Annotated in this window: 25 protein-coding genes and 1 pseudogene; 9 read left to right on the forward strand and 17 right to left on the reverse strand. The window is 63.0% G+C overall.

The genetic code is table 11. The features are described 5' to 3' along the window. Nucleotides 1–24: 24 nt before the first annotated feature. Nucleotides 25–510, forward strand: a complete 486-nt coding sequence (locus QUV21_RS09585; protein ID WP_300854900.1) for a DUF4174 domain-containing protein — start codon at nt 25–27, stop codon at nt 508–510. Nucleotides 511–512: 2 nt separating this feature from the next. Here the strand turns inward: QUV21_RS09585 and QUV21_RS09590 are convergent, their stop codons facing one another. From QUV21_RS09590 to QUV21_RS09615, 6 genes are all read right to left on the reverse strand, one after another. Continuing rightward, entirely contained in the window at nt 513–2513 is a 2001-nt protein-coding gene (locus QUV21_RS09590) for an acetyl/propionyl/methylcrotonyl-CoA carboxylase subunit alpha (RefSeq protein ID WP_300854529.1), read from the reverse strand. A gap of 105 nt (nt 2514–2618) precedes the next feature. Then, nucleotides 2619–2837: a hypothetical protein gene (locus QUV21_RS09595; protein WP_300854530.1), complete on the reverse strand. Its 219-nt coding sequence runs from the start codon at nt 2835–2837 to the stop codon at nt 2619–2621. Nucleotides 2838–3147: 310 nt separating this feature from the next. Continuing rightward, the gene (locus QUV21_RS09600) at nt 3148–3543 is read right to left on the reverse strand and encodes a hypothetical protein (RefSeq protein ID WP_300854533.1); all 396 of its coding nucleotides are present in this window, start codon (nt 3541–3543) and stop codon (nt 3148–3150) included. A 189-nt stretch (nt 3544–3732) separates the two neighbouring features. Continuing rightward, nucleotides 3733–3861 carry a hypothetical protein gene (locus QUV21_RS09605; RefSeq protein WP_300854535.1) on the reverse strand — a complete coding sequence of 43 codons (129 nt, stop codon included), beginning with the start codon at nt 3859–3861 and terminating at the stop codon, nt 3733–3735. Between the two features lie 196 nt (nt 3862–4057). After that, complete coding sequence (locus QUV21_RS09610; protein WP_300854536.1) at nt 4058–4477, reverse strand: DUF6497 family protein; 420 nt, start codon at nt 4475–4477, stop codon at nt 4058–4060. Further along, entirely contained in the window at nt 4477–6009 is a 1533-nt protein-coding gene (locus QUV21_RS09615; protein ID WP_300854537.1) for an acyl-CoA carboxylase subunit beta, read from the reverse strand. The genes QUV21_RS09610 and QUV21_RS09615 overlap by 1 nt, the downstream gene beginning before the upstream one ends. 231 nt (nt 6010–6240) lie before the next feature. Here QUV21_RS09615 and QUV21_RS09620 point away from each other — a divergent pair, with 231 nt between their 5' ends. Then, nucleotides 6241–7452, forward strand: coding sequence for a multidrug effflux MFS transporter (locus QUV21_RS09620; RefSeq protein WP_300854538.1), 1212 nt, complete (start codon nt 6241–6243; stop codon nt 7450–7452). A gap of 48 nt (nt 7453–7500) precedes the next feature. Further along, nucleotides 7501–8898: a short-chain fatty acyl-CoA regulator family protein gene (locus tag QUV21_RS09625; protein ID WP_300854540.1), complete on the forward strand. Its 1398-nt coding sequence runs from the start codon at nt 7501–7503 to the stop codon at nt 8896–8898. On the opposite strand, the gene QUV21_RS09630 is transcribed toward QUV21_RS09625, so the two are convergent. From QUV21_RS09630 to betI, 3 genes are all read right to left on the reverse strand, one after another. Beyond that, complete coding sequence (locus QUV21_RS09630; RefSeq protein ID WP_300854542.1) at nt 8899–9138, reverse strand: DUF465 domain-containing protein; 240 nt, start codon at nt 9136–9138, stop codon at nt 8899–8901. A 79-nt stretch (nt 9139–9217) separates the two neighbouring features. Then, nucleotides 9218–10867: a choline dehydrogenase gene (gene betA, locus QUV21_RS09635; RefSeq protein ID WP_300854544.1), complete on the reverse strand. Its 1650-nt coding sequence runs from the start codon at nt 10865–10867 to the stop codon at nt 9218–9220. Further along, a complete protein-coding gene (gene betI, locus QUV21_RS09640) occupies nt 10857–11450 on the reverse strand; it encodes a transcriptional regulator BetI (protein WP_300854546.1) in 594 nt (197 codons plus the stop codon). Before betI ends, betA begins: the two co-directional genes overlap by 11 nt. Nucleotides 11451–11537: 87 nt before the next feature. Between betI and choX the strand changes: the two genes are divergently transcribed. From choX to choV, 3 genes are all read left to right on the forward strand, one after another. After that, complete coding sequence (choX, locus tag QUV21_RS09645) at nt 11538–12467, forward strand: choline ABC transporter substrate-binding protein (RefSeq protein WP_300854548.1); 930 nt, start codon at nt 11538–11540, stop codon at nt 12465–12467. 93 nt (nt 12468–12560) lie between these two features. Further along, nucleotides 12561–13397, forward strand: coding sequence for a choline ABC transporter permease subunit (choW, locus tag QUV21_RS09650; RefSeq protein WP_300854550.1), 837 nt, complete (start codon nt 12561–12563; stop codon nt 13395–13397). A gap of 5 nt (nt 13398–13402) precedes the next feature. Next, the gene (gene choV, locus QUV21_RS09655) at nt 13403–14446 is read left to right on the forward strand and encodes a choline ABC transporter ATP-binding protein (RefSeq protein ID WP_300854902.1); all 1044 of its coding nucleotides are present in this window, start codon (nt 13403–13405) and stop codon (nt 14444–14446) included. A 142-nt stretch (nt 14447–14588) separates the two neighbouring features. On the opposite strand, the gene topA is transcribed toward choV, so the two are convergent. Further along, a complete protein-coding gene (gene topA / locus QUV21_RS09660) occupies nt 14589–17174 on the reverse strand; it encodes a type I DNA topoisomerase (protein WP_300854552.1) in 2586 nt (861 codons plus the stop codon). Between the two features lie 237 nt (nt 17175–17411). Next, the gene (dprA, locus tag QUV21_RS09665; protein WP_300854554.1) at nt 17412–18563 is read right to left on the reverse strand and encodes a DNA-processing protein DprA; all 1152 of its coding nucleotides are present in this window, start codon (nt 18561–18563) and stop codon (nt 17412–17414) included. A 222-nt stretch (nt 18564–18785) separates the two neighbouring features. Between dprA and QUV21_RS09670 the strand changes: the two genes are divergently transcribed. Both QUV21_RS09670 and QUV21_RS09675 read left to right on the forward strand, forming a co-directional pair. Next, complete coding sequence (locus QUV21_RS09670; protein WP_300854556.1) at nt 18786–20063, forward strand: 4-aminobutyrate--2-oxoglutarate transaminase; 1278 nt, start codon at nt 18786–18788, stop codon at nt 20061–20063. A 255-nt stretch (nt 20064–20318) separates the two neighbouring features. Further along, nucleotides 20319–20579: a YMGG-like glycine zipper-containing protein gene (locus QUV21_RS09675; protein WP_300854559.1), complete on the forward strand. Its 261-nt coding sequence runs from the start codon at nt 20319–20321 to the stop codon at nt 20577–20579. Nucleotides 20580–20683: 104 nt separating this feature from the next. On the opposite strand, the pseudogene QUV21_RS09680 reads toward QUV21_RS09675, so the two are convergent. The 6 genes and pseudogenes from QUV21_RS09680 to QUV21_RS09705 form a co-directional block, all read right to left on the reverse strand. Beyond that, nucleotides 20684–21453, reverse strand: a pseudogene (locus tag QUV21_RS09680) (IS5 family transposase). A gap of 120 nt (nt 21454–21573) precedes the next feature. Then, the gene (locus tag QUV21_RS09685) at nt 21574–22542 is read right to left on the reverse strand and encodes a biotin-dependent carboxyltransferase family protein (protein WP_300854562.1); all 969 of its coding nucleotides are present in this window, start codon (nt 22540–22542) and stop codon (nt 21574–21576) included. Then, nucleotides 22532–23407 (reverse strand): allophanate hydrolase subunit 1, encoded by an 876-nt coding sequence (locus QUV21_RS09690; RefSeq protein ID WP_300854564.1) that lies wholly within the window; start codon nt 23405–23407, stop codon nt 22532–22534. Before QUV21_RS09690 ends, QUV21_RS09685 begins: the two co-directional genes overlap by 11 nt. A gap of 8 nt (nt 23408–23415) precedes the next feature. Beyond that, entirely contained in the window at nt 23416–24792 is a 1377-nt protein-coding gene (locus QUV21_RS09695) for an acetyl-CoA carboxylase biotin carboxylase subunit (protein ID WP_366907814.1), read from the reverse strand. Then, on the reverse strand, nt 24792–25025 hold the full coding sequence (locus tag QUV21_RS09700; RefSeq protein WP_300854568.1) for an acetyl-CoA carboxylase: 234 nt from the start codon (nt 25023–25025) through the stop codon (nt 24792–24794). Before QUV21_RS09700 ends, QUV21_RS09695 begins: the two co-directional genes overlap by 1 nt. A gap of 11 nt (nt 25026–25036) precedes the next feature. Continuing rightward, nucleotides 25037–25759, reverse strand: a complete 723-nt coding sequence (locus tag QUV21_RS09705) for a LamB/YcsF family protein (protein WP_300854571.1) — start codon at nt 25757–25759, stop codon at nt 25037–25039. A 106-nt stretch (nt 25760–25865) separates the two neighbouring features. Here QUV21_RS09705 and QUV21_RS09710 point away from each other — a divergent pair, with 106 nt between their 5' ends. Continuing rightward, nucleotides 25866–26762, forward strand: a complete 897-nt coding sequence (locus QUV21_RS09710; RefSeq protein ID WP_300854574.1) for a LysR family transcriptional regulator — start codon at nt 25866–25868, stop codon at nt 26760–26762. The last annotated feature ends 204 nt before the right edge of the window (nt 26763–26966 follow it).

Consider the following 26966-nt stretch of genomic DNA (forward strand, 5'->3'; position numbering starts at 1 on the left):
ATATCGAGTGGAAAGAGAGGCATGATGAGACGCTTGCACGCATTTGTTTTCGCAGCCCTTCTGCCCTTCGCCGCCTTGGCAGAGGGTGAGGCGGCCGAGACTGCTGCCGACACTTCGGTCGAAACCCTGGCCGAAGCGCCGAGCTTCGGGCCCTTGTCTGCGGCCGACGTGGTCTTTGACGACCAGATGTTCGTCAAGCGCCCGATCGTTGTGTTTGCCGACAGCCCGGTCGACCCGAACTTCATCCGCCAGATGGATCTGCTGGCCCGCGCCTATCCGGCGCTGGAAGAGCGGGACGTTGTCCTTGTGACCGACACCGACCCGGCGGCCCGCAGCGAATGGCGCACGAAACTGCGTCCGCGCGGGTTTTCGCTGGTGATCATGGACAAGGATCTGCGGCCCGTGGTCCGAAAGCCCCTGCCTTGGGATGTGCGCGAGATTACGGCGACCATCGACAAGATGCCGCTCAGACGGCAAGAGATTCTGGAGCGCAATCCCGCAGGGCGCTGACATCATTCGAACTCCATGATCACGTCATCAACCTTCAGGCTGGCACCCGCGCTGGCCCTGATTGCCTTGACGGTTCCTGCCCGCTCGGCCTTGAGGATGTTTTCCATCTTCATCGCCTCGACCGTGGCCAACGCCTGACCTTCCTGCACCTCGTCGCCGGCTTCGACGTTGATCTTCACGATCAGGCCGGGCATCGGGCAAAGGAGATACTTCGAGGTGTCCGGCGCGGCTTTTTCAAGCATCAGCCCGGCCAGCGCGTGCTGGCGTGGGGTTCGCACATGAACCTTCAGATCCGCGCCACGCAGGCGCATGCGGAACCCCATGGGGATCTTCGCAACCTTGAGAGCGATGGGCTGGCCGCCGACGTTCAGCCGGGCAAGCGGTTGGCCCGGCGTCCAGTCCGAGGTGACACGAAGGACCGTTCCATCGTCAAAGCTGACAGTCGAACCTTCTGGGTCGGCAGAGATGGTCACGGCATGTTCGGTGCCTTGCAGGCTGACCACCCAGTCATCGCCGACCCTGCGTTCGTGGTTGTCCATGGTGCCGGAAATCCGGGTTCGGCGAATTTCGGCCACCCGGTTCATCGCGGCGGCAGAGGCGGCCACTCGCCGCAAGACATCATCGGCCAGCGTCGCGCCCCGGAAGCCGTCGGGATATTCCTCGGCGATGAAGGCCGTGGTGATGTTGCCCGATACAAAACGCGGATGATCCATCACCGCGCCGACGAAGGGCAGGTTGTGGCCAATACCTTCAACCTCGAACGTGTCGAGCGCCAGGCGCATTTCCTCGATCGCCTGGGCGCGGGTCGGCGCCCAGGTGCAAAGCTTGGCGATCATCGGGTCATAGAACATGCTGATCTCGCCACCCTCGAACACGCCGGTATCGTTGCGCACGATGCCTGTCGCCGTCGGGCCTTCGACGGGCGGGCGATAGCGGGTCAGGCGGCCAATCGAAGGCAGGAAGTTGCGGTAGGGGTCTTCGGCGTAAAGCCGGCTTTCCATTGCCCAGCCGTTGATCTTCAGATCGGACTGCTTGAACGGCAACGGCTCACCCGCCGCCACCCGGATCATCTGTTCGACCAGATCGACACCAGTGATCAGTTCGGTGACAGGGTGTTCGACCTGCAAACGGGTGTTCATCTCGAGGAAATAGAAGTTGCGGTTACCATCGACGATGAATTCCACCGTCCCCGCACTGGTATAGCCCACCGCGTGGGCCAAGGCGCAGGCCTGTTCGCCCATCGCCTTGCGGGTAGCTTCATCAAGGAAGGGCGAGGGGGCCTCTTCGATGACCTTCTGGTTCCGGCGCTGGATGCTGCATTCCCGTTCGTGCAGGTAAACGGTGTTGCCGTGCTTGTCGGCAAGCACCTGAATTTCGATGTGCCGGGGCTGGGTCACGAATTTCTCGATGAAGATCCGGTCATCGCCAAAACTGGCGGCGGCTTCGTTCTTTGACGATTGAAAGCCTTCCGCTGCCTCGGCGTCATTCCACGCGATGCGCATGCCCTTGCCACCGCCGCCGGCGCTGGCCTTGATCATCACCGGATAGCCGACCTGATTGGAAATCCGCACCGCCTCGGCCGCGTCCGCGATCAGGCCCATATAGCCGGGGACCGTGGACACCCCCGCCTCCATCGCCAGCTTCTTCGAGGTGATCTTGTCGCCCATCGCTTCGATGGCCGGTGACGGCGGGCCGATGAAGACCACGCCAGCCGCCTCCAACGCGGCGGCGAAGTTCATGTTTTCACTGAGGAACCCATAGCCGGGATGAACCGCCTCCGCCCCGGTTGCCTTGATTGCGGCCATGATCTTGTCAATCACGATATAAGACTGCGCCGCCGGTGAAGGACCGATATGAACCGCCTCATCCGCCATCTTCACATGAAGCGCGTTACGGTCGGCGTCGGAATAGACCGCGACCGTCTTGATCCCCATCTTGCGTGCGGACTTGATCACACGGCAGGCGATCTCGCCCCGATTGGCGATCAGAATTTTCTTGAACATGCGGTCCCCCCGGAACGAAAAGCAGAACGAAATGCAAAAGGACCACCCGGGCGGCTGGCCCGGATGGTCCTTGATGCGTGGTCAACCCGCCCGAAGGCGGTCAGATCAGTAGCTTGAGCGGCAGGGCGGCAGGCCCAACTCGATCCCGCAGGATGCGGCACCGGCAAGACCACCGATGACGGCACCGGTAAGGATGTCACCCTTGGTGGCATCGGCGATGACGGCACCCGCTGCGGCACCGGCAAGCCCGCGCGATGCGGGATCCTGCATGCAACCGGCCAACGGCGTGGACAGAAGGACGAAAAGGATAAGCGACTTGCGCATGGAAGACTGCCTCGTTGGTTTGTTGTTATTGCCGGATGATTTACCGCAATATCACGGATTTCAAAGCAGATTTTGGTCCCGCTCACGCAGTCGGCATCCAGCCGCCGATCCCAAAGGGTCGGTCCGGCCTGGGACGGGCCGGACCGTAGGGAAGGGGTCGTACTGTAGTTGCGCAAGTCAGGGCTTTGCTGCCTCTGGCCCACATGCAGACAATGTCTTTCCAGACTTTGCATTGCAAACGTCTTCAAACCGACGGCCCGGGCCTGCGCAAAACCTTGCCAAATGCGATGGGCTATCGGCGCGTTCATGCCTATTCGTCCTCATCTTCCCAGTCGTCTGACGCCACAACCGGCGCGTCCGGGGCGAAGACTTCGGGAAAGGCGGCCTCGGCACGCTTTACGTCAATGCGCAAAAGCGCCTCATAACTGGCCGGATCGAACGGATCTTCGGCTGGCACCACCTCGCGCCCAAACAGCCAGGACAGACGCCCGGCATCAAGATTGCCCCTCTCGAAGGGTTCTTCACCGAAATGCTGCCAGAGCGCGGACATGAAGGCCTGATCCGCCAACCGGTCCACATGCTTGCGGTCCTTGTAGCGTTCACGCTTGATGATCTTTGCGGGGCCTTCCTTCTGGTTGGCCCGCCGGATGGTGAATTGGAAATCGGTTCCGGTCAGTCGGCCCGGAAAGCCGCGGTGCTTCAGCATGTGTCCTGTCCTCTGTCATGGCAGTAGGCAGGACGGATAGGCGAAAGTGATGCCGTCGCCCAGAGGGCGGCGCCAAAGTAACGGCTAAAGGGATAATACTGCTTCAGCCAAGCGGCGCACGATGGGCGCTTGTCGCTGAAATGTGGTGCGGGCCCGGAATGCCGAGGCTGACGGGCCCGCGCCGGAAGATTACTTGTATTTGCCGGTGTAGGTCGGCTCAACAGTGACCGGCTCAACCATGACTTCTTCTTTCTTGGCGCAAGCAGCAACGGCAGCAGCCATTGCGAGAACCAGAATGATACGTCCGCTCTTCGACATCCTCTACTCCATCTTTCTTGGGGTGCGTGTGCCCGCCCCCGACACGACATGAAGGCCGCAAGATTTCGGCCTGCGCCGACCATATCCGAACGGATAACGGAAAGACACAGGCGCCGAACCAAGTTCCCGACCTGTGGCGTTCCTACATCAGGGTCAAATATCTGACCAGCCGGAAAAAGAGCCTGCGACAACGGCATCAGAACGGCTCCCAGATGCAGGATCCGCTGTCCGGGCGAAAGGATTCGAAGAACTGGACAACATCCGGCGCAGCCTGCCCGAACGGCACCTCGGCCCCGGCCAGAGAGATGATGATCTGTTGCGGCTGGGGGACCATGCCATCGACCCGGGAAATGGCATAACTGTTGCACAGGGCCTGAAGGTCATCGGTCACCTCTTCGGCGTCAGAAAGGGCAAGCCCGGGCGCAAGAAAGCGAAAGCGGGCCGTTGCCCCTGCCGGCCCCGGGGCGTTGGTCACAACTTCGATCAGCCGCACCTCGCGCCCCGAGGGGACGGCGATGCCATCCGCCGTCGGGGCAGCCTTTTCGCAGCCGCCTGCTGCGGCCAGAGCCGCGAACAGCGCCGCAAGGGCAAGACGATGGGCGGGGCTCATACGCATCAAAGTGGGATATTGTCGTGCTTTTTCCATGGGTTCGCCTGCTTTTTGCCACGCAGGGAGGCAAAGGCCCGCGCAACCCGGCGGCGGGTGGAATGGGGCATGATCACCTCATCGATAAAGCCCTTTTCCGCCGCTACGAACGGGTTGGCAAAGCGGTCTTCATAGTCCTTCACGCGCGCGGCGATCTTTTCGGGGTCGCCCAGTTCGCTGCGATACAAGATCTCGACCGCGCCTTTCGCACCCATCACCGCCACCTCGGCCGTGGGCCAGGCATAGTTGAAATCGCCCCGCAGATGCTTTGAGGACATCACCACATAGGCCCCGCCATAGGTCTTGCGCGTCAGGACCGTGACCTTTGGCACCGTCGCCTCGGCATAGGCGTAAAGCAGCTTGGCACCGTGCTTGATCACGCCGCCATATTCCTGGCTGACGCCCGGCAGGAAGCCCGGCACATCAACAAGTGTCAGGATCGGAATTTCGAATGCATCGCAAAAGCGGACAAAGCGGGCGGCCTTGCGGCTGCTGTCGATGTCAAGGCAGCCGGCTAGAACCATCGGCTGATTGGCCACCACGCCCACCGACTGACCTTCGATCCGGATGAAGCCGGTGATGATATTGCCGGCAAAATCGCGCTGGATTTCGAAGAAGTCGCCCTCATCGGCGATCTTGGTGATGAGTTCCTTCATGTCATAAGGCTGGTTCGGGTTGTCCGGCACCAGCGTATCAAGGCTATGCTCCACCCGCGCCGGGTCATCAAAGAACGGGCGCACCGGGGCCTTTTCGCGGTTGTTTAGCGGCAGGAAATCGATCAGGCGGCGGGTCTCGGCCAGCGCCTCGACATCGTTTTCATAGGCGGCGTCAGCCACGCTGGACTTGCGGGTATGGGTCGAGGCACCGCCCAGCTCTTCTGCCGTTACATGTTCGTTCGTCACGGTCTTGACCACGTCGGGGCCAGTGACAAACATGTAGGATGAATCCTTCACCATGAAGATGAAGTCGGTCATCGCGGGGGAATAGACCGCGCCGCCTGCGCATGGCCCCATGATCAGGGAAATCTGCGGCACCACGCCCGAGGCCATGACGTTGCGTTGAAACACCTCGCCATAGGCGGCCAGCGAACCGACCCCTTCCTGAATCCGCGCGCCGCCGGAATCGTTGATCCCGATCACCGGCGCGCCATTCTGGATCGCCATGTCCATGATCTTGCAGATCTTCGCGCCGTGGGTCTCCGAAACGGACCCACCGAACACGGTGAAATCCTGCGCAAAGACGTAGACCATACGGCCGTTCACAGTCCCCCATCCCGTAACGACACCATCGCCAGCGGGGCGCTCCTGATCCATCCCGAAATCAGTGCAACGGTGGGCGACGAACATGTCGAACTCTTCAAAGCTGCCTTCGTCCAGCAAAAGCTCGATCCGTTCGCGCGCGGTCAGCTTGCCCTTGGCGTGCTGCGCCGCGACTCGTTTTTCCCCGCCCCCGGCGCGAGCGACATTGCGGCGTGATTCCAGCTCTTGCAGGATGTCTTTCATCTTCCCCCCCCGATGCCCGGCACTTGCCCGATGGCTGACGCAGACTAGGCCATGGCGGGGATTCAGAGAAGCACGAAACGGAAAATTTGCAAAGTCCTTCCGGCCTGCGCGATTCAAATCGCAAATCAGCAAATTTTCCGACCTGTCCAAGGGTCAAGTCCTGCTTTTCCGCACCCGCAACTGTGCGCGGGCGGAGTGGACAATTCCCGCCGGCAAGCGTAGCCGGGATGCATGCAACACGCCCCCGCCCGATTTCTTGACCGGACCACGCCGCCGAAGATCGTGACCCTGATCCTGCTGGCCGGGCTTTCCGCCTTGACGATGAACATCTTTCTGCCCTCGCTGCCCGGCATGGCTGCCTATTTCGGCGTGTCCTACGGCCTGATGCAGCAATCTGTGGCGCTGTATCTTGCCCTGTCGGCGGCCCTGCAGATCGTGATCGGCCCGATTTCTGACCGGTTCGGGAGGCGCAAGGTCTTGATCGGATCCCTGATCCTGTTCCTGATCGCCACGGTCGGCACGCTGCTTGCGCCCAACGCGACGGTGTTCCTGATCTTCCGCATGGCGCAGGCGGTCATTGCCTCGGGCATGGTCCTGTCACGGGCCATCGTGCGCGACATGGTGGCCGATGCTCAGGCCGCCAGCATGATTGGCTATGTGACCATGGGGATGAGCCTTGTGCCGATGATCGGCCCGGTGATCGGCGGGGTTCTGGATGACCTTTATGGCTGGCAGGCAAACTTCGCTTTGCTTCTGGTGCTTGGGGTTGGGGTTCTGGCGCTGGTCTGGACAGACCTTGGTGAGACGGCGACCTTGCGAAAGGTAAGCTTGATGGACCAGATCCGCACCTATCCCGGGCTTTTCGGCTCTCGCAGGTTCTGGGGCTACACGATGTCGGCCGGCTTCGCTTCGGGCTGCTTTTTCGCCTACCTTGGCGGCGCGCCCTATGTGGGCGACAAGGTGTTCGGCCTGTCCTCGACCGAGGTGGGCGCGCTTTTTGCCCTGACGGCGATCGGCTATGCGGCGGGCAACTTTCTTGCCGGGCGGTATTCGGTGCGGGTGGGTATGAACCGGATGATCCTTGCGGGAACACTTGTGACGACCGGCGGTCTTGCGGTGCTGACGCTTCTGACCCTTGCCGGGCTGTCCGGGCCGGTGGTGTTCTTCGGGCTGACGGTGTTCATGGGGCTGGGCAACGGCATCTGTCTGCCAAGTGCCAATGCCGGGATGCTGTCGGTCCGGCCCGAACTTGCCGGCACCGCCTCGGGGCTTGGCGGGGCAATCATGATTGGCGGGGGGGCTGCCCTTGCGGCAGTAGCGGGGGTGCTTCTGGGGCCGGGGGCGACGGAAATGCCGCTGATCCTGCTGATGCTGGCCTCGTCGGTCGCCTCGGTCATCTCGATCCTGCTGGTCATCCGTCGCGCCCGTCACATCGGCGCTTGACGCCCGAACTTTGCAAAGCCACGCTTTCCTTTGCAAACGGGGGCAGGCATGGCAACGCAGAAACTCTACGCAGGCGTCAAGCTGCGGGAAATCCGGGGTCGGCTAAGCCTGACCCAGAAGGCCTTTGCCGACAAGCTGTCGGTGTCCCTGCCCTATCTGAACCAGATGGAAAACAACCACCGTCCGGTCAGCGCGGCGGTGGTTCTGGCACTGGCGCAGGAATTCGGGCTGGATGTGACCGAACTGACGGTGGGCGAAAGCGAACGCCTTGTCACCGACATGCGAGAAGCCTTGGCCGATCCGGTCTTCACGTCATCTTCCCCACCCGTGGCCGATCTGCGGCTTGCGGCCTCGAACGCCCCCGCACTTGCCCGGGCTTTTCTTGATCTGCACCGCGCCTATCGTCAGACCCATGAACGCCTCGCCTCTCTGGATGAGGCTCTGGGTCGGGAAGACGCAACCTTGCGCCCGTCGGCTTGGGAAGAAGTGCGGGACTTCTTTCACTATTGCGACAATTATCTGGATGCAATGGATCGGGCGGCCGAACATTTTGCGACCTCTGGAACCAACGGAAAAGCCATAGATAGCTTGGCGCAGGATTTATTGCGCCGATCTGGCATCAGCTTGCACTATTCCGACAAGGCACCGCTTCGCCACTACGATCCCGCAGCCCGGCGGCTGGACATTTCGGCCCGGGCCAGCAGCCCGTCGCAGCGGTTCCAGCTTTTGCATCAGGTGGCGCTTCTGACCCAGAATGACCTGCTGGAAGCAACGCTGGACCTTGCCCGCTTTTCCACGCCCGAGGCCCGCGACATCGCCAAGATCGGCCTTGCCAACTATTTCGCGGGGGCGGCCCTTCTGCCCTACCGCGCCTTTCTGGCCGCCGCGCAAGAGGTCCGGCATGATCTGGAACGGCTGGCCGACATGTTCGGGGCAAGCATCGAACAGGTGGCACATCGGCTGTCCACGCTGCAACGCCCCGGTGCCAAGGGCATCCCGTTCTTCTTCGTCCGGGTTGATCAGGCCGGCACGATCACCAAGCGCCATTCGGCCACGCGACTGCAATTCGCCCGTTTCGGCGGGGCCTGTCCGTTGTGGAACGTTCACCGCGCCTTTGAAACCCCCGGACAATTCCTGCGCCAATTGGCCGAAACCCCGGACGGGGTGCGCTATCTGTGCCTGGCGCGCGACGTGTCAAAACCGGCCGGGGCCTTCCTTGCCCCGGTCCGTCGCTATGCCATCGGTCTTGGATGCGAGGTGCAGCACGCCGCGCAAATGGTTTACGCCGACGGGCTTGACCTGAAAGGCAGGTTCGAGCCCATCGGAATTTCCTGCCGGATCTGCGAACGTGTGGCCTGTCACCAGCGGTCCGTTCCCCCGCTGGAAGGGCGCCTGCGGGTCAACCCCAATGCGCGCGACGTGCTGCCCTACGAGATCATCGGCTGATCAGGCGGCGTTCAACGCAGCCTGAATCCTGTCCTTCAACTGAAGCCGCGTCTTGCGCAGGATTTCTTCCTCGGCATCCGTCAAGAGGTCCAACCGGATTTCGGAACGGTGGATCTTGTCGTTCACGGCGTCATAGTCGACCAGCAGTCTGGCAAAGCGTGGGTCTGAATTCTTCAGCGCGCTGATCTTTTGCGCTTCGGCTGGGAATTCATCGTGCAGCGTGTGCGGGGTGTTCGACATCGGTCTCTCCTTTGACTGTCACCATGCAACTTAGAGACCCGTTTCACCCCCGGCTTTGACCCGGATCAAGTCTGCCACTCTAACGCTGCGATACGCGCCAGTCCGGGTTGATCCACGGCTCCAGGTTTGAGGCGGGCAAGGGGGTGCGGCCAAGAATATGGTCCGCAGCCTTTTCGCCCACCATGATCGACGGCGCGTTGAGGTTGCCGTTGGTCACCTGCGGGAAGACCGACGAATCCGCCACGCGCAACCCTTCGACACCGATCACCCGACATTCGGGATCGACGACAGCCATCGGGTCCGTTGCCCGCCCCATGCGGGCCGTGCCGCAGGGGTGATAGGCGCTTTCGACATGTTCGCGCAGGAAGTCATCAAGTTGGGCGTCGGTTTCGACGCCCGCCCCCGGCTGAAGCTCGGCCTTGAGATAGGGCTTGAACGCCTCTTGCCCGAAAATCTCGCGCGTCAGGCGGATGCAGGTGCGGAAATCCTCCCAGTCCTCGGGATGGGACATGTAGTTGAACCGGATCACCGGAGCATCTGCCGGATCACCCGAACGCAAGGTGACAGACCCGCGTGACTTCGACCGCATCGGGCCGACATGGGCCTGAAAACCGTGACCTGCCGACACCGCCTTGCCATCATACCGCACCGCAATCGGCAGGAAGTGATACTGGATGTCGGGATACTCGATCCCGGCTTTTGACCGGATGAAGGCGCAGGCCTCGAACTGGTTCGAGGCCCCCGGCCCCTTGCCGGTGAACAGCCATTGCGCGCCGACCCAGGCCTTGCCCCAGAGGTTCCAGTACTTGAACAGCGTAATCGGCTGGCTGGCGGAATATTGCATATAGATTTCAAGGTGATCCTGAAGGTTCGCCCCCACACCCGGACGGTCGGCAGCCACCTCCACCCCATGCTCGCGCAGATGGGCGGCCGGGCCGATGCCCGACAACATCAGAAGCTTCGGCGTGTTGATCGAGGAGGCGGCAAGGATTACCTCACGCCCGGCGCGGATCACTTGCACCGCGCCGCCGGTCTGGATTTCCACGCCAACGGCCCGCTTGCCCTCCATCACCACCCGGCGGGCAAGACCGCGAATGACCTGCACGTTTCCACCCGCCATCGCGGGCTTCAGATAGGCATTCGCCGCCGACCAGCGCCGCCCCTTCCAGATCGTCGCCTCCATCGGGCCAAAGCCTTCCTGCTGCTGGCCGTTGTAGTCGGTCGTGACCGGGTATCCGGCCTGTTCACCAGATTTGATAAACGCGTCAAATAGCGGGTTCGACCGAGGGCCGCGCGTGATGTGGAGCGGGCCGTCATCACCCCGGAATTCCGGGCCGGAGCCGCCGTGCGACTGTTCCATCCGCTTGAAATAGGGCAAGACATCGGCATAGGCCCAGCCGTCCGCCCCCATCTCGGCCCAGGTGTCATAGTCGCGGGCATGGCCCCGGACATAGACCATCCCGTTGATGCTGGATGACCCGCCGATCACCTTGCCGCGCGGGGTTGCAAGGACGCGGCCACCCAGATTCGGCTCTGGCTCGGTCGCGAAGCCCCAATCATAAATGCCCATGTTCATCGGATAGCTGAGCGCACCGGGCATCTGGATGAAGGGTCCGGCGTCCGACCCGCCATGTTCGATCAAAGTAACCCGCTTGCCGGCCTCGGCCAGCCGGTAAGCGAGCGCCGACCCGCCCGAGCCTGCCCCCACGATCACATAATCAGCATGCATCGTCTGCCCTCCGCTGCAATTCCGCTTCCAGATGGCGCAAGGCAAGCGCCACCGCCGCATCCCCGTCAGGCGGCCCCGATTTCAACACTTCACGCAGGTAAAGCCCGTCAATAAGCGCGCCCAGACTTTGGGCAATCGCCGGGGCGCGCGAACCCGCCATTGGCCGCAGCGCCACTGTTAGATTCGATGCCAGCCGCCCCTGATAGACCGCCAACAGGCGCTTTGCCTCCGGCACGCTTTGCGCCAGAACCCAGAAGTTCAGCCACGCGCTGACCGCCTCGCGGCGAAAGTTGCCGGGGCTGAACGACGCGATGAGAATCGCCCGGACCCGGCCTTGCGGACCAACCGCAGTGGCCAGCGCGCCGCGCACCTCGGCACCATAGAGCGTCATGATGTGGCGCATTGCGGCAAGGAAGATGCCTTCCTTCGAGCCGAAATAGTGATGCGCCAGCGCCGAAGACATGCCGGCGCGTTTGGCAATCTGGCTGACCGTGACATCCAGAGACCCAGCCCGACCGATCTCCACAATCGTGGCTTTTACCAAGGCTTCCTTGCGGATAGGCTCCATTCCAAGCTTCGGCATCGGCGCGGCCCCATAAAATGCTTGCCAAACCGTATCAGCACGAAGTTTATTGACTCGTCAATCAACAAAAAACCGCAGGGAGCAACCATGACACTTCGTTCGACCCTTCTTTCAACCGTGGTGACCTTTGCCCTGGCCGGATCGGCCTTTGCCGAGGGCTGCGACAAGATCACCTTCTCGGATGTCGGCTGGACCGACATCACCGCGACCACAGCGGCAACATCGCTGGTGCTTGAAGCGCTGGGATATGAAACCGAAACAAAGGTGCTGGCCGTCCCGGTCACCTACACCGGCCTGGCCGAGGGGGATATCGACGTCTTCCTTGGCAACTGGATGCCCACGATGGAAGCCGACATCGCCCCGTACCGCGAGGCAGGCACCGTTGACACCGTGCGCACCAATCTTGAAGGCGCGAAATACACTCTGGCAACGAACGCTGCCGGGGCTGCCCTTGGGATCGACAGCTTTGCCGAGATCGCAGCGCAGGCCGAGGCGCTTGATGGCAAGATCTACGGGATCGAACCTGGCAACGACGGCAACCGCCTGATCATGGACATGATCGCGGCAGGTGCCTTTGACCTGACCGGCTTTGACGTGGTCGAAAGTTCGGAACAAGGGATGCTGGCGCAGGTTGCCCGCGCCGATCAGCGCGGCGAGCCGATCGTCTTCCTCGCCTGGGAACCGCACCCGATGAACGCCTCGTTCAGCCTGACCTATCTGGCCGAGGGCGATGACTGGTTCGGCCCCGACTTTGGCGGTGCCATCGTGGCGACCAACACCCGCAAGGGCTATGTCGAGGAATGCCCGAACACCGGCAAGTTCCTGCAAAACCTTGTCTTCTCGCTTCAGATGGAAAACGAGATCATGGGGGCGATCCTGAATGACGGGGCAGATCCGATGGACGCGGCAAAGGCATGGCTTGCCGCCAATCCGACCGCCTGGCAGGTCTGGCTTGATGGCGTGACAACACGCGACGGGGGCGACGCTGTTGCTGCCGTGACCGCTGCGTTGAACTGACGGCGGAGTTGATGAGACAACGGGCAGCGGCGGTTTACCGGCCCTCGCTGCCTGTTTTGGAATCGGGACCGCAATGAAGGGGCATTGGGCGTGATGGATTGGCTGACGGCCTACAAGATTCCCGTGGGCAAGACCGCGCAGATCGTCTTTGACTGGCTAAAGGCCAATGCGGCACCGCTGTTCGACGCCATTGCCCTTGGGCTTGAAGCCCTGGTCGATGCGATCCTGTGGCTCCTGCAAGGCCCGCCGCCGCTTCTGGTCATTGCGGTGTTCGTCGGGTTGACCTGGGTGGTGCAGCGGTCGTGGAAGACCTGCCTTCTGGTGCTGATCGGATTTCTGTTCATCCTCAATCAGGGCTACTGGGAGCCGACGACCGAAAGCCTGACGCTGGTTCTGTCGGCTTGCGTGGTCTGCATGGGGTTGGGCGTGCCTATCGGCATCGCCGCCGCGCACCGGCCGCGCCTCTATCGGGCCATGGTGCCGGTGCTGGACCTGATGCAGACCTTGCCGACCTTCGTCTATCTCATCCCGGCCATCGTCTTTTTCGGGCTGGGCATGGTGCCGGGGCTAATTGCCACGGTGATCTTCGTCCTGCCCGCACCGATTCGCCTGACCCAGCTTGGCATCGCCGCCACGCCAACCGCGCTGACCGAGGCGGCAACCGCCTTTGGCGCGACGCCCCGGCAGTTGCTGTGGAAGGTCGAACTGCCCTGGGCGCTGCCTCAGATCATGGTCGGGCTGAACCAGACCATCATGCTGTCCCTGTCGATGGTCGTGATTGCCGCCCTTGTCGGGGCGGATGGCCTTGGCAAGCCGGTGATGCAGGCGCTGAGCCGGGTGAACACCGCGCTTGGCTTCGAGTCCGGCTTTGTCATCGTGGTCGTGGCCATCCTGCTGGACCGGATGCTGCGCGTGGGGGGCCGCAAATGAACCGCATGACCGATCCGAAAGAAACCGCGGGCCTTGCTGTTCGGTTCGACAATGTCTCGATCGTCTTCGGGGACTACCCCGACCGCGCCCTGCCGCTGATGGACCTGGGGCAAAGCCGGGGGGATATCCAGCAAGCGACCGGTCAGGTGCTTGGGGTGCATGATTGCAGCCTTGATGTGGCCGAGGGCGAGATTCTGGTCCTGATGGGGTTGTCCGGGTCCGGCAAATCCACGCTTCTGCGGGCGGTGAACGGGCTGAACCCGGTCTGCCGGGGGGCGGTCTGGGTCAGCGATGGCAACGGGCTGGTTGATGTGACCCATGCCGACCCGTCCACCCTGCGCCGGATCCGGCTGAGCCGCGTGGCGATGGTATTCCAGCAATTCGGCCTGCTGCCCTGGCGCTCGGTGCGCGAAAACGTCGGCCTTGGGCTGGAACTTGGCGGCATGTCAGTTGCCGAGCGCAAGGACCGTGTCGATGCACAACTGAAACTGGTGAACCTGTCGCAATGGGCCGACCGCAAGGTGGGCGAATTGTCCGGCGGCATGCAGCAACGCGTCGGGCTGGCCCGCGCCTTTGCCACCGAAGCACCCATCCTCTTGATGGACGAGCCCTTTTCGGCGCTGGACCCCCTGATCCGGGCCAAGTTGCAGGATGAACTTCTGGAGCTGCAATCCAGCCTCAAGCGCACGATCGTCTTCGTCAGTCACGATCTGGACGAGGCCTTCAAGATCGGCAACCGAATCGCACTGATGGAAGGCGGGCGGATCGTGCAATGCGGCACCGCGCGCGAAATCATCGCCAATCCGGTCAGCGACTATGTGGCGGATTTCGTCGCCCACATGAACCCTCTGGGTGTATTGACCGCACGGGATGTGATGGCCCCGGGCGAGGGCAGCGGTCGCGAGGTAACCCCGGAAACACCGGTCAAGCTGGTGATGGAGGCCCTGCGCGGCGGGGCCGAAAACCTGACCGTGGTCGACAATGGCCAGCGGCTTGGCATCATCCGGGCGACGGATGTGATGGGCAGGCTCTTGAACCCGCGCGGCTGACGGGACGCTTGCGGGAAGAAGCGTAATCCTGCGGTGCGGGCGCAGGCGCCCGCATTCCCCTGCGTTCGGGGGGCCTTCTGCCCCCCAAGGCGCCGCAGAGGCGGCACCTTTCCCCCCGAGGATATTTGGCGAAGAGAAAGGGCTAGTCCGTCTTTGCCTTCTTCGCCGCCGGCTTCTTGGCGGCGGGTTTCTTCGTCGCAGGCTTCTTGGCGGCGGGTTTTGACGCTGTCGCCTTCTTCGCCGCCGGCTTTCGTGCCGTCTTTCCGGATTTTCCGGCCTTTTCCGCAATGATCACAAGCGCTTCATCCAGCGTCACCGCTTCTGGCTCCAGACCTTTCGGCAGGGTGGCGTTGATCTTGCCCCATTTCACATAAGGCCCATAGCGGCCCGGCATCACCTGCACTTCGCCGCCATCGGGATGGTCGCCCAGCACCTTCAGCGGGCCAGCCGGGGCAGAGGCGCCGCGACGCCCGGCAGCCTTTTGCGCCAGAACCTCGACCGCGCGGTTCATGCCGATGGTGAAGACCTCCTCGACATCGGGGATATTGGCGTAAGTTGTGCCATGCTTGACATAAGGCCCGTAGCGGCCGATGCCGGCCTCGACCAGATCGCCGGTTTCCGGATGCGGGCCGATCGGGCGCGGCAGGGCCAACAGTTCAAGCGCCCGCTCCAACGTCAGGCTGTCCGGGGACCAGCCCTTTGGCAGGCTGGCACGATCCGGCTTGGGCTGCGCCTCGGTCGCCTCGCCGCGCTGGATGTAGGGGCCGAAGCGGCCTGCACGCAGGCTGATCGGCTGGCCGTTTTCGTCCATCCCCAGCACGCGACCATCGACCGAGCCTTCCTCACCGCCCGAGATCGGCCGGGTATAGCGACATTCGGGGTAGTTGCCGCAGCCGATGAAAGCCCCGCCCGACCGCGAGGTCTTCAGATGCAGCCGACCGGTGCCGCAGACCTGACAGACACGGGGGTCCGACCCGTCTTCGCGCAAGGGATAAAGGTGCGGGGCCAGGAATTCATCGATCTTTTCCAGCACCTCGCCAATCCGCAGGTCTGCCGTTTCGGCAATCGCGGCGGAAAAGTCGCGCCAGAACCGGCTCAGCACATCCTTGTAATCGCGGTCACCGGCCGAGACATCGTCCAGTTCCGTCTCAAGGTCGGCGGTGAAGTCATATTCCACATATTTGCGGAAATAATTGGTCAGGAAGGCCGTCACCAGCCGGCCCTTGTCTTCGGGGATAAGCCGGTTCTTGTCCTTGCGGACATATTCCCGGTCCTGGATCGTGGTCAGAACGCTGGCATAGGTCGAGGGGCGGCCGATCCCAAGTTCTTCCATCCGCTTGACCAGAGTGGCTTCGGTATAGCGCGGCGGTGGCTGGGTGAAACTTTGCGCCGGGATCACCGATTTCTTCTCGGCCGCCTCGCCCTGCATGATCTGGGGCAACCGGCCTTCGTCATCGCCGTCGTCATCGCGGCCTTCGTCGTAGACCTTGAGGAAGCCGTCAAACAGCACCACCTGCCCATTGGCCCGTAGCACCACCTGCCCGTCGGACGAGGCGACATCGACCACCGTCCGTTCCATCCGCGCCGCCGACATCTGGCTGGCGATGGTGCGCTTCCAGATCAGGTCGTAAAGGTTCGCCTGATCCTTTTCGGCAAAGCGCAGCTTGTCAGGTGCCGCGGCCATATCGGTCGGGCGGATACATTCGTGGGCTTCCTGCGCGTTCTTGGCCTTGTTCTTGTACATCCGCGGGCTGTCTGGAACATAAGACGCCCCGAACCGGCGCCTTATTTCATCGCGGGCCGACATCACGGCTTCGGGTGCCATGTCGATGCCATCGGTCCGCATGTAGGTGATGTGGCCCGCCTCATAAAGCCGCTGGGCCGTGGACATGCACTGCTTGGCCCCCATGCCCAGCTTGCGCGACGCCTCTTGCTGCAGGGTCGAGGTCATGAAGGGCGGGTACGGGTTGCGGCTGGCGGGCTTTGCCTCTACCGCCGAAACGGTCAGCAGGCGCGAGGTGACGGCCTGCACTGCCAGTTCCGCGGCCTCGGCCGTCGGCAGATCGAACTTGTCCAGCTTCTTGCCGCCAAGAACGGTCAGCCGCGCCTCGAACTCTTGTCCGCGCGGGGTCAGAAGGGTGGCCGTGACGGTCCAGAATTCGCGGGCGCGGAACGCCTCGATTTCCAGCTCACGCTCCACGATCAGGCGCAGGCAGACCGATTGCACCCGGCCCGCCGATTTCGCCCCCGGCAGCTTGCGCCACAGGACCGGCGACAGGGTGAAGCCCACCAGATAATCCAGCGCGCGGCGGGCGAGATAGGCCTCGACCAGCGGTTTGTCGACCTGCCGGGGGTTCTTCATCGCCGCCGTCACCGCGTCCTTGGTGATCGCGTTGAAGGTCACGCGCGCGACGGTCTTGCCCTTCTTGAGGCTGGAGGCCAGCGCCTCTTGCAGGTGCCAGGAAATCGCCTCGCCCTCACGGTCGGGGTCGGTGGCAAGGATCAGCGTATCGTCGGATTTCAACGCCTCGGCAATCGCCTTCACATGCTTGCGGCTTTCGGGCGAGACTTCCCAAGTCATCGCAAAGCCGTCATCCGGGGCGACCGAGCCATCCTTGGGCGGCAGGTCGCGCACATGGCCGTAAGAAGCGAGGACGGTGAAGTCCGACCCAAGATACTTGTTGATTGTCTTGGCCTTGGCGGGGGATTCAACGACGACGACTGGCATGATGTCCGAATACTCCCGAGGCCCTGCGAATGGCGAGGCACCATGTGGGACAAGCGCAGGGCTTGTCAACCGGGCGGACAGACCGCAGGGAAAGCCATTCGTGGAAGGCCCACCTCATCCGGGTGCTTGACGCGGTCAGGTCAATGCGCCGGGCTGATCGCGCTGGCGACGGGGTTTGCCGGTTCAGCCCCCCATTGAAGCCCGGCGCGTTTGCGGCCCCGGACGAAAGCCTTGGCGTCAATCCACCCGCGACAAAAGGCCCCCGGCCTGGCGGTTGATCCTACCGTCAAGTTCAAGCGTCAGCAGTTCGGGGGCCAATTGGGCCGGGGTCACGGCAAGATCACGCAAAAGCTGATCCTCTGCCAGGGGGCTTGGTCCAAGCCGGTCAAGGATCATGCTGTGCAAAAGCGCCGTGTCCTTCAGGGGCCGTTGCGCCGCCTCTGGCCCCGGCAGGGGGGACATTCGCGGCGCGGGCTCCGGCATGGCGGCAGCGGGTGCGCCCAGCGCCTCCATTACATCGGCGGTGCCGCGGATCAGTATTGCACCGTCGCGGATCAGCATGTTGCAGCCACCGGCCCGCGGGTCAAACGGATGCCCCGGCACGGCCATCACGTCGCGCCCCTGATCAAGTGCTGCGCGTGCGGTGATCAGGCTGCCGGATTTCGCCGCCGCCTCCACCACGATCACCGCGCGGGCAAGCCCGGAAACCAGCCTGTTGCGCAAAGGGAAATGCCGTGCCTGCGGTTCCAGACCGGGGGGCTGTTCGCTGATCCGGCAGCCTTTGGTGGCAATCTCTTGCGCCAGCGCAAGATTTTCAGGCGGGTAGATCACATCAACCCCGCCCGCCATCACAGCGACAGTCCGGGCCGGACCACCTTCTGCCAGGGCCGCCGCATGCGCTTCGGTGTCGATCCCGCGCGCAAGTCCCGAAACCACGGTAAATCCGGCCGCCGCCAACCCCTGCCCCAGCCGCCGCGCCGTGCGCATCCCAAGCGATGAGGCGTTGCGCGCGCCCACCATCGCTACCGCTGGGCGGTTCAACAGGCTGACATCGCCCAGCGCCCAAAGCACCGGTGGCGCATCAGGCAAATCCATCAGGGCGCGGGGATAGTCCGGCTCGCCATACACCAAAAGCCGCGCTTCCGCCTTGGCACCTTGGCGCATCTCGGCCTCCGCGACGCCAGTCGGGCAAACCTCATAGCGGTCCACCCCGGCTGCCCGCGCAATGCCCGGCAACGCCGCCAGCGCCGCCCGGGCCGAACCGTGTTCGGCCATCAGCCGATGCCACGTCACCGGCCCAACCCGGCGCGACCGGACAAGGCGCAAGGCATCAAGCCTGTCATCGGCCAACCGCGAAAGATCCGGGTTCGAAAGCTGACCATCCGCCATCTGCCACCTCGCCTCATATCCGGCTTCAAGCCTGCACCGCTCAGGGTTAACGAAAGCTGAACGCGCTTTGCTCTTTTCCAAAATACTCCCGCCGGAGGCTTCCGAACCTGTCGCCAAGACGCGGCATCAGGATCATCGCAAGAAGGATTGAACCCGTTCGGATTTTTTGATCAAATGGCCCCAAAGACTCCGAGGCCCCGGAGTCGCCAAGGGAGCAAGACCATGCTGAATGCCGAAGTTGCCAAGCGCCGTGACGATGCCATCTCGCGCGGGGTGGGGATGATGACCCAGATCTACGCCGACCGGGCGCTTAACGCCGAGGTCTGGGATATCGAGGGCAACCGCTACATCGACTTTGCCGCCGGAATCGCGGTGGTGAACACCGGTCATTGCCACCCGAAGGTCATGGCGGCCGTGGCGAACCAGATGACGAAATTCACCCACACCTGCCATCAGGTGATGCCCTATGAAAACTACATCCGGCTGGCGGAACGTCTGAACGACAAGGTGCCGGGCGATTTCAAGAAGAAGACGATCTTTGTTACCACCGGTGCCGAGGCCTGCGAGAACGCGGTCAAGATCGCCCGCATCGCCACGGGCCGCAACGCCGTCATCGCCTTTGGTGGCGGCTTCCATGGCCGGACCTTCATGGGCATGGCGCTGACCGGCAAGGTCGAGCCATACAAGAAGGGCTTCGGCAGCATGATGCCGGATGTCTTCCACGTCCCCTTCCCAATGGACCCGCACGGGATCTCGACCGCTGACGCGATGAAGGGGATCGAAAAGCTGTTCAAGGCCGATCTCGACCCAGCCCGCGTCGCCGCCATCATCTTTGAACCGGTGCAGGGCGAAGGTGGTTTCTACCCCGCGCCGACCGATCTGGTCCGCGCCATCCGCGCGCTTTGCGACAAGCATGGCATCGTGATGATCGCCGATGAGGTGCAGACCGGCTTTGCCCGCACCGGCGCCCTTTTCGCAATGGAAGCGCATGGCGTTGCGGCTGACCTGACGACCATGGCCAAGGGTCTTGCGGGCGGTCTGCCGCTGGCCGCCGTCACCGGACGGGCCGATCTGATGGACGCTGCCAATCCCGGGGGCTTGGGCGGCACCTATGCCGGCAACCCGCTTGGCATCGCCGCCGCCAATGCCGTCCTTGACGTGATCGAGGAAGAAGATCTTTGCGCCCGCGCCAATGAACTCGGCTCACGCCTGAAGCAACGGCTTGAGGCCATCCGCTCGACCACGCCGGAAATCATCGACATCCGTGGCCCGGGCTTCATGGTCGCCGTGGAATTCGCCGATCCTTCCAGCAAGGAGCCCGATGCCGGCTTCACCGGGCGCGTCCGGATGGAAGCGCAGAAGCGAGGGTTGATCCTGCTGACCTGCGGGGTCTATGGCAACGTGGTCCGCTTCCTGGCCCCGATCACCATCCCCGACGCCCATTTCGCCGAGGCGATGGACATCCTCGAAGCCTCTGTTGCCGCTGCCCGACAGGGTTGAAGCCGGGCCAACTCCTGGCTGAGGCAGGGTAATTCGGGATTGGACGATCACGGTCCGTGCAGGAGCTCCGGGTGCGCCGCGCCTGCGGTTCCTGCATCATCCCGGGCCTGAACAATTCGGCTGCGCGGAAACTCGCCGGCAATTTGCCCTGACGGCAGCTTCCTGCCGGTCGCGAAAAGTTATGGCGGCAGGCAGGTTCTTCCGCCCGGAGATCAGGTAATCTGAAGCTGCGCAATTGACGCAAGGAGCCTGATCATGACCCGAGTCTTTCTGATTCTTTCCCTGCTGCCCCTGACGGTGGCCGCCTGCACTCCGACCGAGCAGCGGGCCTCTGTTGGCGCACTAGGCGGTGCGGCTGTCGGGGCCGCGCTCTCGTCTGACAGTGACCGCAAGAAGGGCGCCTTGATCGGGGCCGCAGTCGGCGCCGCAGCCGTCACCCTGATCGGCCCTGCCCCCACACCGGGCCAGTGCTACTACCGCGACCAGTACGGCCAGCGCTACATCGCGGCCTGCTAAGGGGCGCGGTAGCCCGCGCCCTGACGGCGCTGAGCAGAGGCCATCTGCCCCGTCGCGGGCGGGTGGCTTCGCGGATGACCCTAGGGTCAGGACTCGTTCTTGTTTCATAGCCAGAACATGACGGTTGCGGCGAGCGCGACGGCGGAGAGGAAGACCTTCGGGCACCGGTCGTAGCGGGTGGCAACCCGCCGCCAATCCTTGAGCCGCCCGAACATGATCTCGATCCGGTTGCGGCGTTTGTAGCGGCGCTTGTCGTGCTTGATGGGCTTGCCGCGTGACTTCCGGCCAGGGATGCAGGGCTTTATCCCCTTGTCTTTCAACGCTTCTCTGAACCAGTCGGCGTCATAGCCGCGGTCGGCCAGCAGCCAATCCGCCTTTGGCAGACTGTCCAGAAGGGCCGCCGCACCCGTGTAGTCGCTGATCTGGCCTGCCGTCATGAAGAAGCGGATCGGGCGACCCTCGGCATCGGTGACGGCATGCAGCTTTGTGTTCATGCCGCCCTTGGTCCGGCCGATCAGGCGGCCCTTTTGATCGTCAGCACCCCCTTTTTCGACCGCAGGCTGGTCGCCGTGCGGTGTGCCTTCAGATAGGTGGCATCGATCATCACTGTCTTCGGAACGGCCGCCTCTGCCGCCAGACCTTCCATCATCCGGGCGAAGACGCCCTTGTCGCCCCATCGCTTCCAACGGTTGTAGAGGGTCTTCGGCGGGCCATACTCCCGGGGTGCATCGCACCAGCGCAAGCCATTGCGATTGATAAAGATAATGCCACTCAGCACGCGACGGTCATCGACGCGTGGCTTGCCATGGCTCTTGGGAAAGAAGGGTTCCAGACGCGCCATCTGTGCGTCCGTCAGCCAGAAAAGGTTGCTCATTGATCGGTCTCCTTGCGGAGCCTGAATCATGCCGCAAGCGCAAGTTCAATGGGTCCTGACCCTAAAGAGGCGCGCGGTCGGGGCTGAGAGGTTGACGGTCATCTCCCCCGCGCCCTTGCCTTACAGTCCCAGATGCGCGCGCACGCGGGCCAGTGCCGCCTGCCGGTCGTGCCGTGCCGCGAGCGCCTGATCCATTGTCACTTCGACGAAGCGCGCCGGGGAATGCGGCTGCAATTGTCCGATCAGGTCCATGTCGGCGCTGATCACGCAGCCCACCATCATGTAGCCGCCGCCCGACACGGCGTCGCGATGCAGCACGATGGGTTCGGTGCCGCCCGGCACCTGAATTGATCCATAGGGATAGCAAGCGTCCACGATGTTCGACGGATTGCTTCCGGCGCCAAAGGGCTGTTCGCGAGGTACAAAATCCAGCGCCGTGCCGCCCTTGAAGCGATAGCCGATCCGGTCCGCCTCGGGCGCGACCTTCCAGGTGTCGGCAAAGAAGCGCTTGCCCGCCTCGGCCGTTATCCGGTGCCAGTAAAGCCCCGGCAGCATCCGCAGTTCCGCCGGGTTGCCCGGCAACCGCCGAAGGTTTTCCGGCACGCTGCCCTTGCCCGCGCCGCCCGCGCCGACCGCCAGTTCGTCGCCCGCCTTCAGCGCACGCCCTTCATGCCCGCCCAGCGCGCCAAGCGTATAGGTCGAACGTGAGCCCAGCTTGACCGGAACGTCGATCCCGCCCGAAACCGCGATATAGGCCCGCGCGCCGGATTTCAGGAAGCCGAAGGACAGACGATCCCCCGCCTTGACCGGAAACGCTTCCCATCCCGCGCAGTCCTCGCCGTTCAGCTTCGGCGGCAGGTCGCCGCCCGTTACCGCAACAGTCGCCGGGGTGGTGAACTCCAGTTCCGGCCCCATGAACACGGCCTCAAGCACCGCAGCACCTTCGTCATTGCCAACCAGCATGTTCGCCACGCGCAGGGCGAAACGGTCCATGCCGCCCGACAGCGGGATGCCCAGATGGTAATAGCCCGGACGGCCAAGGTCCTGCACGGTCGCCGACAGGCCCGGAGAGATCACCTTAACGGCCATTGAGAGCCTCCATCAGCTTGGCATTGGTTCCGGCCATGTCCTTGTTGAACTCGGACAGGGAAAAGGTCGCGGGGCGGATCACCGGCTCGAAGCGGTTTTGCTCCACCGCCTCCAGCGCTGCGTCGTATTCGTCGCGGTTGATCGGCTTCCACTTCACGATGTCGCCGGGCCGGAACAGGCACATCTCGTCTTGCAGGTAGGAAACCTGCTGGTTCGGGTCATAGATCGGCATCGGCGTGATCCCGAACATCTGATATCCCCCCGCCCCCCGGACCGAGTAGATGCAGGAAAAGCAGCCGCCATAGCCGACGGTCAGTTTGGGCGTGTCGGTGCGCGGTCGCAGGTATTTTGGCACCTGCAATTGCCGCTTGCGTTCAACCATCTGGTAAAGGAAGGGCAGCCCGGCCACGAAGCCAACCATCGACACGAACCAGGGCTGGCTGGAATGGGCCTCGATGAACTTCTCGACCGTCCCCAGCCCGTTCACCTCGGCGGCATATTCAAGGTCGGTCTTGGTCGGATCCTGATGCCTTTCACGAAAGCGCATCAGCGTCTCGTGCGTCCAGGGATCCTGATAGTAGACCGGGATCTCGATGATCCGGGTTTGCAGGCTGGCATCGGACTGTGAAGCCGCTGCCTCCATTCCCTGCAATTCCTTCAGAAGGTCCGAGGGCTTGATCGCGTCCGGGTCGAACTTGACCTGAAAGCTCGCGTTTGCCGGGCAGATCTCGGTCACGCCCTTGATGCCTGCGGCCTTTACCGCATTGGTCATGGACAGCGAGGTGAAAAAGGCCTCAAGCGACATGGATTCGGAGACTTCCCCGAAGATGTGCTCGTCGCCCCCGAAGCTGAAACGGATCGACATGGTCCCTCCTATGGTTCGAGTTCCGGCACCAGCCGGGCGGAATGGGTGTCCAGCCAGCCTTCCAGCCAGCGAGTGTGAACGGCATTGGCTTGAACGCTTGCGTCATCGGCCAGCGCAAGGAACAGCGGCCTTGTGGTGCGAAGGCCGTCGATCCGGGTCTCTTTCAGCGCGCGCACCAGACGGGTAATCGCCGCGTCGCGGGTCTCGGCGTGGACCACCAGTTTGGCCAGAAGCGAGTCATAGAACGGTGGCACGGTGTAGCCCGCGTAAAGCATCGATTCAAACCGCACCCCCGGCCCGCCCGGCACCCGCAGGGCTGAAACCGTGCCGGGGAACGGCGCGAAATCGCGCGACGGATCCTCGGCGTTCAGGCGGACCTCGATGGCATGGCCGCGCGCCACGATGTCGCGCTGTTTCAGGCGCAGGGGTTCGCCGCCCGCAATCCGCAGGCCCTCGGCCACAAGGTCGATGCCGGTGATCATCTCTGTCACCGGATGTTCCACCTGAATGCGGGTGTTCATCTCGATGAAGTAGAAGTGGTCGGCTTCGTCGTCGTAGAGGTATTCGATGGTTCCCGCGCCGGAATAGCCGACCGCCCGGGTCAGTCGCACGGCGCTTTGGCACAATTCATCGCGCACCCGGTCGGACAAGGCACTGGACGGCGCTTCTTCCCAGACCTTCTGGCGGCGACGCTGCAAGGAACATTCGCGTTCCCAGCAATGCACGGCATCGGTGCCGTCGCCCAGAACCTGCACCTCGATGTGGCGGGCCTTGGTCACGACCCTTTCCATGTAAAGGCCACCGTCGCCAAACGCTGCCAGCGCCTCGGCAGCCGCCTGCGGGAAGGCGGCCTCGAATTCGGCCAGATCACCCGCGATACGGATGCCCCGCCCGCCGCCCCCGGCTGCCGCCTTGATCATCACCGGAAAGCCGGTGTCCATCAGGATGTGCCGCGCTTCCTCGATATCGGCCACGCGCCCCATGCTGCCCGGCACCACCGGCACCCCCGCCGCATGGGCCGCCGACCGCGCCGCGACCTTGTCGCCCATCGTGCGGATCGCGTCGCCCGACGGCCCGACAAAGACCAGCCCCACCGTCTTGCAGGCATCGGCGAAATCGGCGTTCTCGGCCAGAAAGCCATAGCCGGGGTGGATGCTGTCGGCCCCGGTATCGGCGGCGGCTTTCAGGATATTCGCCTGATTGAGGTAGCTTTTCTTTGCCGCCGGTGGGCCAATGTTCACCGCCTCATCCGCGATCTGGACATGCAGCGACTCGCGGTCGGCGTCGGAAAAGACGGCAACGGTTGCGATCCCAAGGTCTTGCGCCGCGCGGATCACCCGCACGGCAATTTCACCCCGGTTGGCAACCAGAAGCTTTTTCAGCATCAATCCACCTCGGCCAGAACGGCGCCCGCCATCACGGGGTCTTCGTTGTCGGTGACAAAGCGGATGTTGGTTCCGGCCACTTCCGAGCGCACCTCGTGAAAGGACTTCATCACCTCGATCAGCCCGATCACGTCACCCATGGCAACGGGATCGCCATCAGCCTTGAAGGGCGGCTTGTCGGGGGCAGAGGACCGGTAGAAGGTGCCGGGCAGCGGAGACTGGATCTGGGCCATGGGAAATCCTCTCAGGTGTATGGCTGGACAGCGGCCTGCACAGCGCGGGCGATGTCGATGGCGTTCGGTGTGTCAGAGTGGATGCAAATGGAATCGCAGCGCACGGGGATGTCCGAGCCATCCGTCGCCGTTCCCTTGCCTTCGGTGATCGCGCGAAGGCAGCGCGCGGCCATCAGGGCGGGATCCTTGGCGTCATGCTCACGCGTGACGATCAGGCTGCCGTCGGGGCGGTATTCCAGATCGGCGTAGAATTCGGCAACGAACCCGTGACCGCGCGACGGGTAGATCTTTTCGTGCAAGGTGCCGGTCATGCCCAGAAGCGGCACCTTGAACACATCCGCCGCATCGCAGACCGCTTGCGCAATCTCTTCTTGCCGCGCGGCCATGCCGTAAAGGCTGCCGTGCGGCTTGATATGGTTCAACTCCATCCCCTCGGCCTTCAGGAAACCGCAAAGCGCGCCGATCTGATAGATGATGCAGTTGGCCAGTTCTTCGCGGCCTACCTTCATCTCGCGCCGACCAAAGCCTTGCAGGTCGGGCAGACCGGGATGAGCACCAACCTTGACCCCATGCTGCTTCGCCAGCCGCACCGTGGCGCGCATGTGGTCGAAATCGCTGGCATGAAATCCGCAGGCGACGTTGGCGATGTGGATCATCGGCATCATCCCCGCGTCATCACCCATCCGCCAAAGCCCGAAGCTTTCACCCATGTCGCAATTGATTGTGACCGGCATCGCACCCCCAGCAGCTAATCGATCCAGACTCAGGTTCGCCCCCGGACGCCGTCATTGCAAATTCGAATTATTGAGTTACGATATCGAAAAAACAGATAGCCGCACAATGTCCCTGACCATCCGCCAACTTCGCTATTTCATTGCGGCAGCCGAGACCGGGCAGGTCAGCCACGCTGCGATGGAGCTCAACATTTCGCAGTCCGCCGTGACGGCGGGTATTCAGGGGCTTGAGGCAAATCTTGGCGCGCGTCTTTTGTCGCGAACGGCGCAGGGTGTTTCGGTCACGCCAGAAGGCGCGCGGTTCCTGTCACGGGCCAAGGCCATCATCGCGGCGGTGGAAGAAGCCACGCGCAGCCCCCTGGGTGAAGAAAGCCGGGTGATTGGCCGATTGCGTCTGGGAATGACCTATACCGTGGCCGGGTATTTCATGGCGCGGCACTATGCCGCCTTCCGGCGCCTCTATCCCGGCATTGCTCTGGAGTTGTCCGAACAGCCTCGCCCCGCGATCGAAAACGCGCTGGTGTCCGGCGGTCTGGACCTTTCGGTCATGTTGACGTCAAACCTTGCAAACACCGGCGATCTTGCCTCCGAGACGTTGTTCCGGTCACGTCGGCGGGTATGGCTGCCATCGGATCACCGATTGCTGTCCGAACCCCAGATCAGCCTGCGCGATCTTGCACAGGAACCCTATGTGATGCTGACCGTGGACGAAGCCAGCCGGACAGCCGGCAGGTATTGGGACACTTACGGACTTGTGCCGAAGATCGTCTTCTCGACGTCGTCGGTAGAGGCGGTGCGATCGATGGTGGCGGCGGGTTTGGGGGTGACAATCCTGAGTGACATGGTCTACCGGCCATGGTCACTTGAAGGACAAAGGATCGAGCAGCGCCAGACGATTGAGCCGATCCCGTCGATGGATGTCGGGCTTACATGGTCGAACGCCCGCCCGCTGTCCGGCCCTGCAAAGGTGTTCAGCGCATTCATCTCCGCGGCTTTGGGATAAGTGGCAGACGACCTGAAAGCGCAGCCATGGGAACCCGAGGTGGCGCCGGACGGTCACCCTCATCATGTGGTGGACTGGAAGGGTCCGTTTGCAGACTTTTGGCCTTTGCCAAAGTTCCGTTGCTGCGGGCATGCAGAAATCGGCTGCGCGGACCCTTGACCTTGCGCCAAATCCGGCAAGGCTTGGACAAGCCAAGGGGGAGAA

It is taken from the genome of Tabrizicola sp. (assembly GCF_030373185.1).
Lineage (GTDB): Bacteria > Pseudomonadota > Alphaproteobacteria > Rhodobacterales > Rhodobacteraceae > Tabrizicola.

What these genes read in the sequence shown, in the direction of transcription:
- QUV21_RS09585 (WP_300854900.1), top strand. Translation starts at nt 25, where the DNA reads ATGAGACGCTTGCACGCATTTGTTTTCGCAGCCCTTCTGCCCTTCGCC.
- QUV21_RS09685 (WP_300854562.1), bottom strand. Translation starts at nt 22,542, where the DNA reads ATGGCCGTTAAGGTGATCTCTCCGGGCCTGTCGGCGACCGTGCAGGAC.
- choX (WP_300854548.1), top strand. Translation starts at nt 11,538, where the DNA reads ATGACACTTCGTTCGACCCTTCTTTCAACCGTGGTGACCTTTGCCCTG.
- QUV21_RS09625 (WP_300854540.1), top strand. Translation starts at nt 7,501, where the DNA reads ATGGCAACGCAGAAACTCTACGCAGGCGTCAAGCTGCGGGAAATCCGG.
- QUV21_RS09690 (WP_300854564.1), bottom strand. Translation starts at nt 23,407, where the DNA reads ATGTCGATCCGTTTCAGCTTCGGGGGCGACGAGCACATCTTCGGGGAA.
- QUV21_RS09590 (WP_300854529.1), bottom strand. Translation starts at nt 2,513, where the DNA reads ATGTTCAAGAAAATTCTGATCGCCAATCGGGGCGAGATCGCCTGCCGT.
- QUV21_RS09610 (WP_300854536.1), bottom strand. Translation starts at nt 4,477, where the DNA reads ATGCGTATGAGCCCCGCCCATCGTCTTGCCCTTGCGGCGCTGTTCGCG.
- choW (WP_300854550.1), top strand. Translation starts at nt 12,561, where the DNA reads ATGGATTGGCTGACGGCCTACAAGATTCCCGTGGGCAAGACCGCGCAG.
- QUV21_RS09705 (WP_300854571.1), bottom strand. Translation starts at nt 25,759, where the DNA reads ATGCCGGTCACAATCAATTGCGACATGGGTGAAAGCTTCGGGCTTTGG.
- QUV21_RS09670 (WP_300854556.1), top strand. Translation starts at nt 18,786, where the DNA reads ATGCTGAATGCCGAAGTTGCCAAGCGCCGTGACGATGCCATCTCGCGC.
- QUV21_RS09615 (WP_300854537.1), bottom strand. Translation starts at nt 6,009, where the DNA reads ATGAAAGACATCCTGCAAGAGCTGGAATCACGCCGCAATGTCGCTCGC.
- QUV21_RS09675 (WP_300854559.1), top strand. Translation starts at nt 20,319, where the DNA reads ATGACCCGAGTCTTTCTGATTCTTTCCCTGCTGCCCCTGACGGTGGCC.
- QUV21_RS09620 (WP_300854538.1), top strand. Translation starts at nt 6,241, where the DNA reads ATGCAACACGCCCCCGCCCGATTTCTTGACCGGACCACGCCGCCGAAG.
- dprA (WP_300854554.1), bottom strand. Translation starts at nt 18,563, where the DNA reads ATGGCGGATGGTCAGCTTTCGAACCCGGATCTTTCGCGGTTGGCCGAT.
- QUV21_RS09710 (WP_300854574.1), top strand. Translation starts at nt 25,866, where the DNA reads ATGTCCCTGACCATCCGCCAACTTCGCTATTTCATTGCGGCAGCCGAG.
- betI (WP_300854546.1), bottom strand. Translation starts at nt 11,450, where the DNA reads ATGCCGAAGCTTGGAATGGAGCCTATCCGCAAGGAAGCCTTGGTAAAA.
- QUV21_RS09605 (WP_300854535.1), bottom strand. Translation starts at nt 3,861, where the DNA reads ATGTCGAAGAGCGGACGTATCATTCTGGTTCTCGCAATGGCTGCTGCC.
- QUV21_RS09595 (WP_300854530.1), bottom strand. Translation starts at nt 2,837, where the DNA reads ATGCGCAAGTCGCTTATCCTTTTCGTCCTTCTGTCCACGCCGTTGGCC.
- QUV21_RS09600 (WP_300854533.1), bottom strand. Translation starts at nt 3,543, where the DNA reads ATGCTGAAGCACCGCGGCTTTCCGGGCCGACTGACCGGAACCGATTTC.
- choV (WP_300854902.1), top strand. Translation starts at nt 13,403, where the DNA reads ATGACCGATCCGAAAGAAACCGCGGGCCTTGCTGTTCGGTTCGACAAT.
- betA (WP_300854544.1), bottom strand. Translation starts at nt 10,867, where the DNA reads ATGCATGCTGATTATGTGATCGTGGGGGCAGGCTCGGGCGGGTCGGCG.
- QUV21_RS09630 (WP_300854542.1), bottom strand. Translation starts at nt 9,138, where the DNA reads ATGTCGAACACCCCGCACACGCTGCACGATGAATTCCCAGCCGAAGCG.
- QUV21_RS09700 (WP_300854568.1), bottom strand. Translation starts at nt 25,025, where the DNA reads ATGGCCCAGATCCAGTCTCCGCTGCCCGGCACCTTCTACCGGTCCTCT.
- QUV21_RS09695 (WP_366907814.1), bottom strand. Translation starts at nt 24,792, where the DNA reads ATGCTGAAAAAGCTTCTGGTTGCCAACCGGGGTGAAATTGCCGTGCGG.
- topA (WP_300854552.1), bottom strand. Translation starts at nt 17,174, where the DNA reads ATGCCAGTCGTCGTCGTTGAATCCCCCGCCAAGGCCAAGACAATCAAC.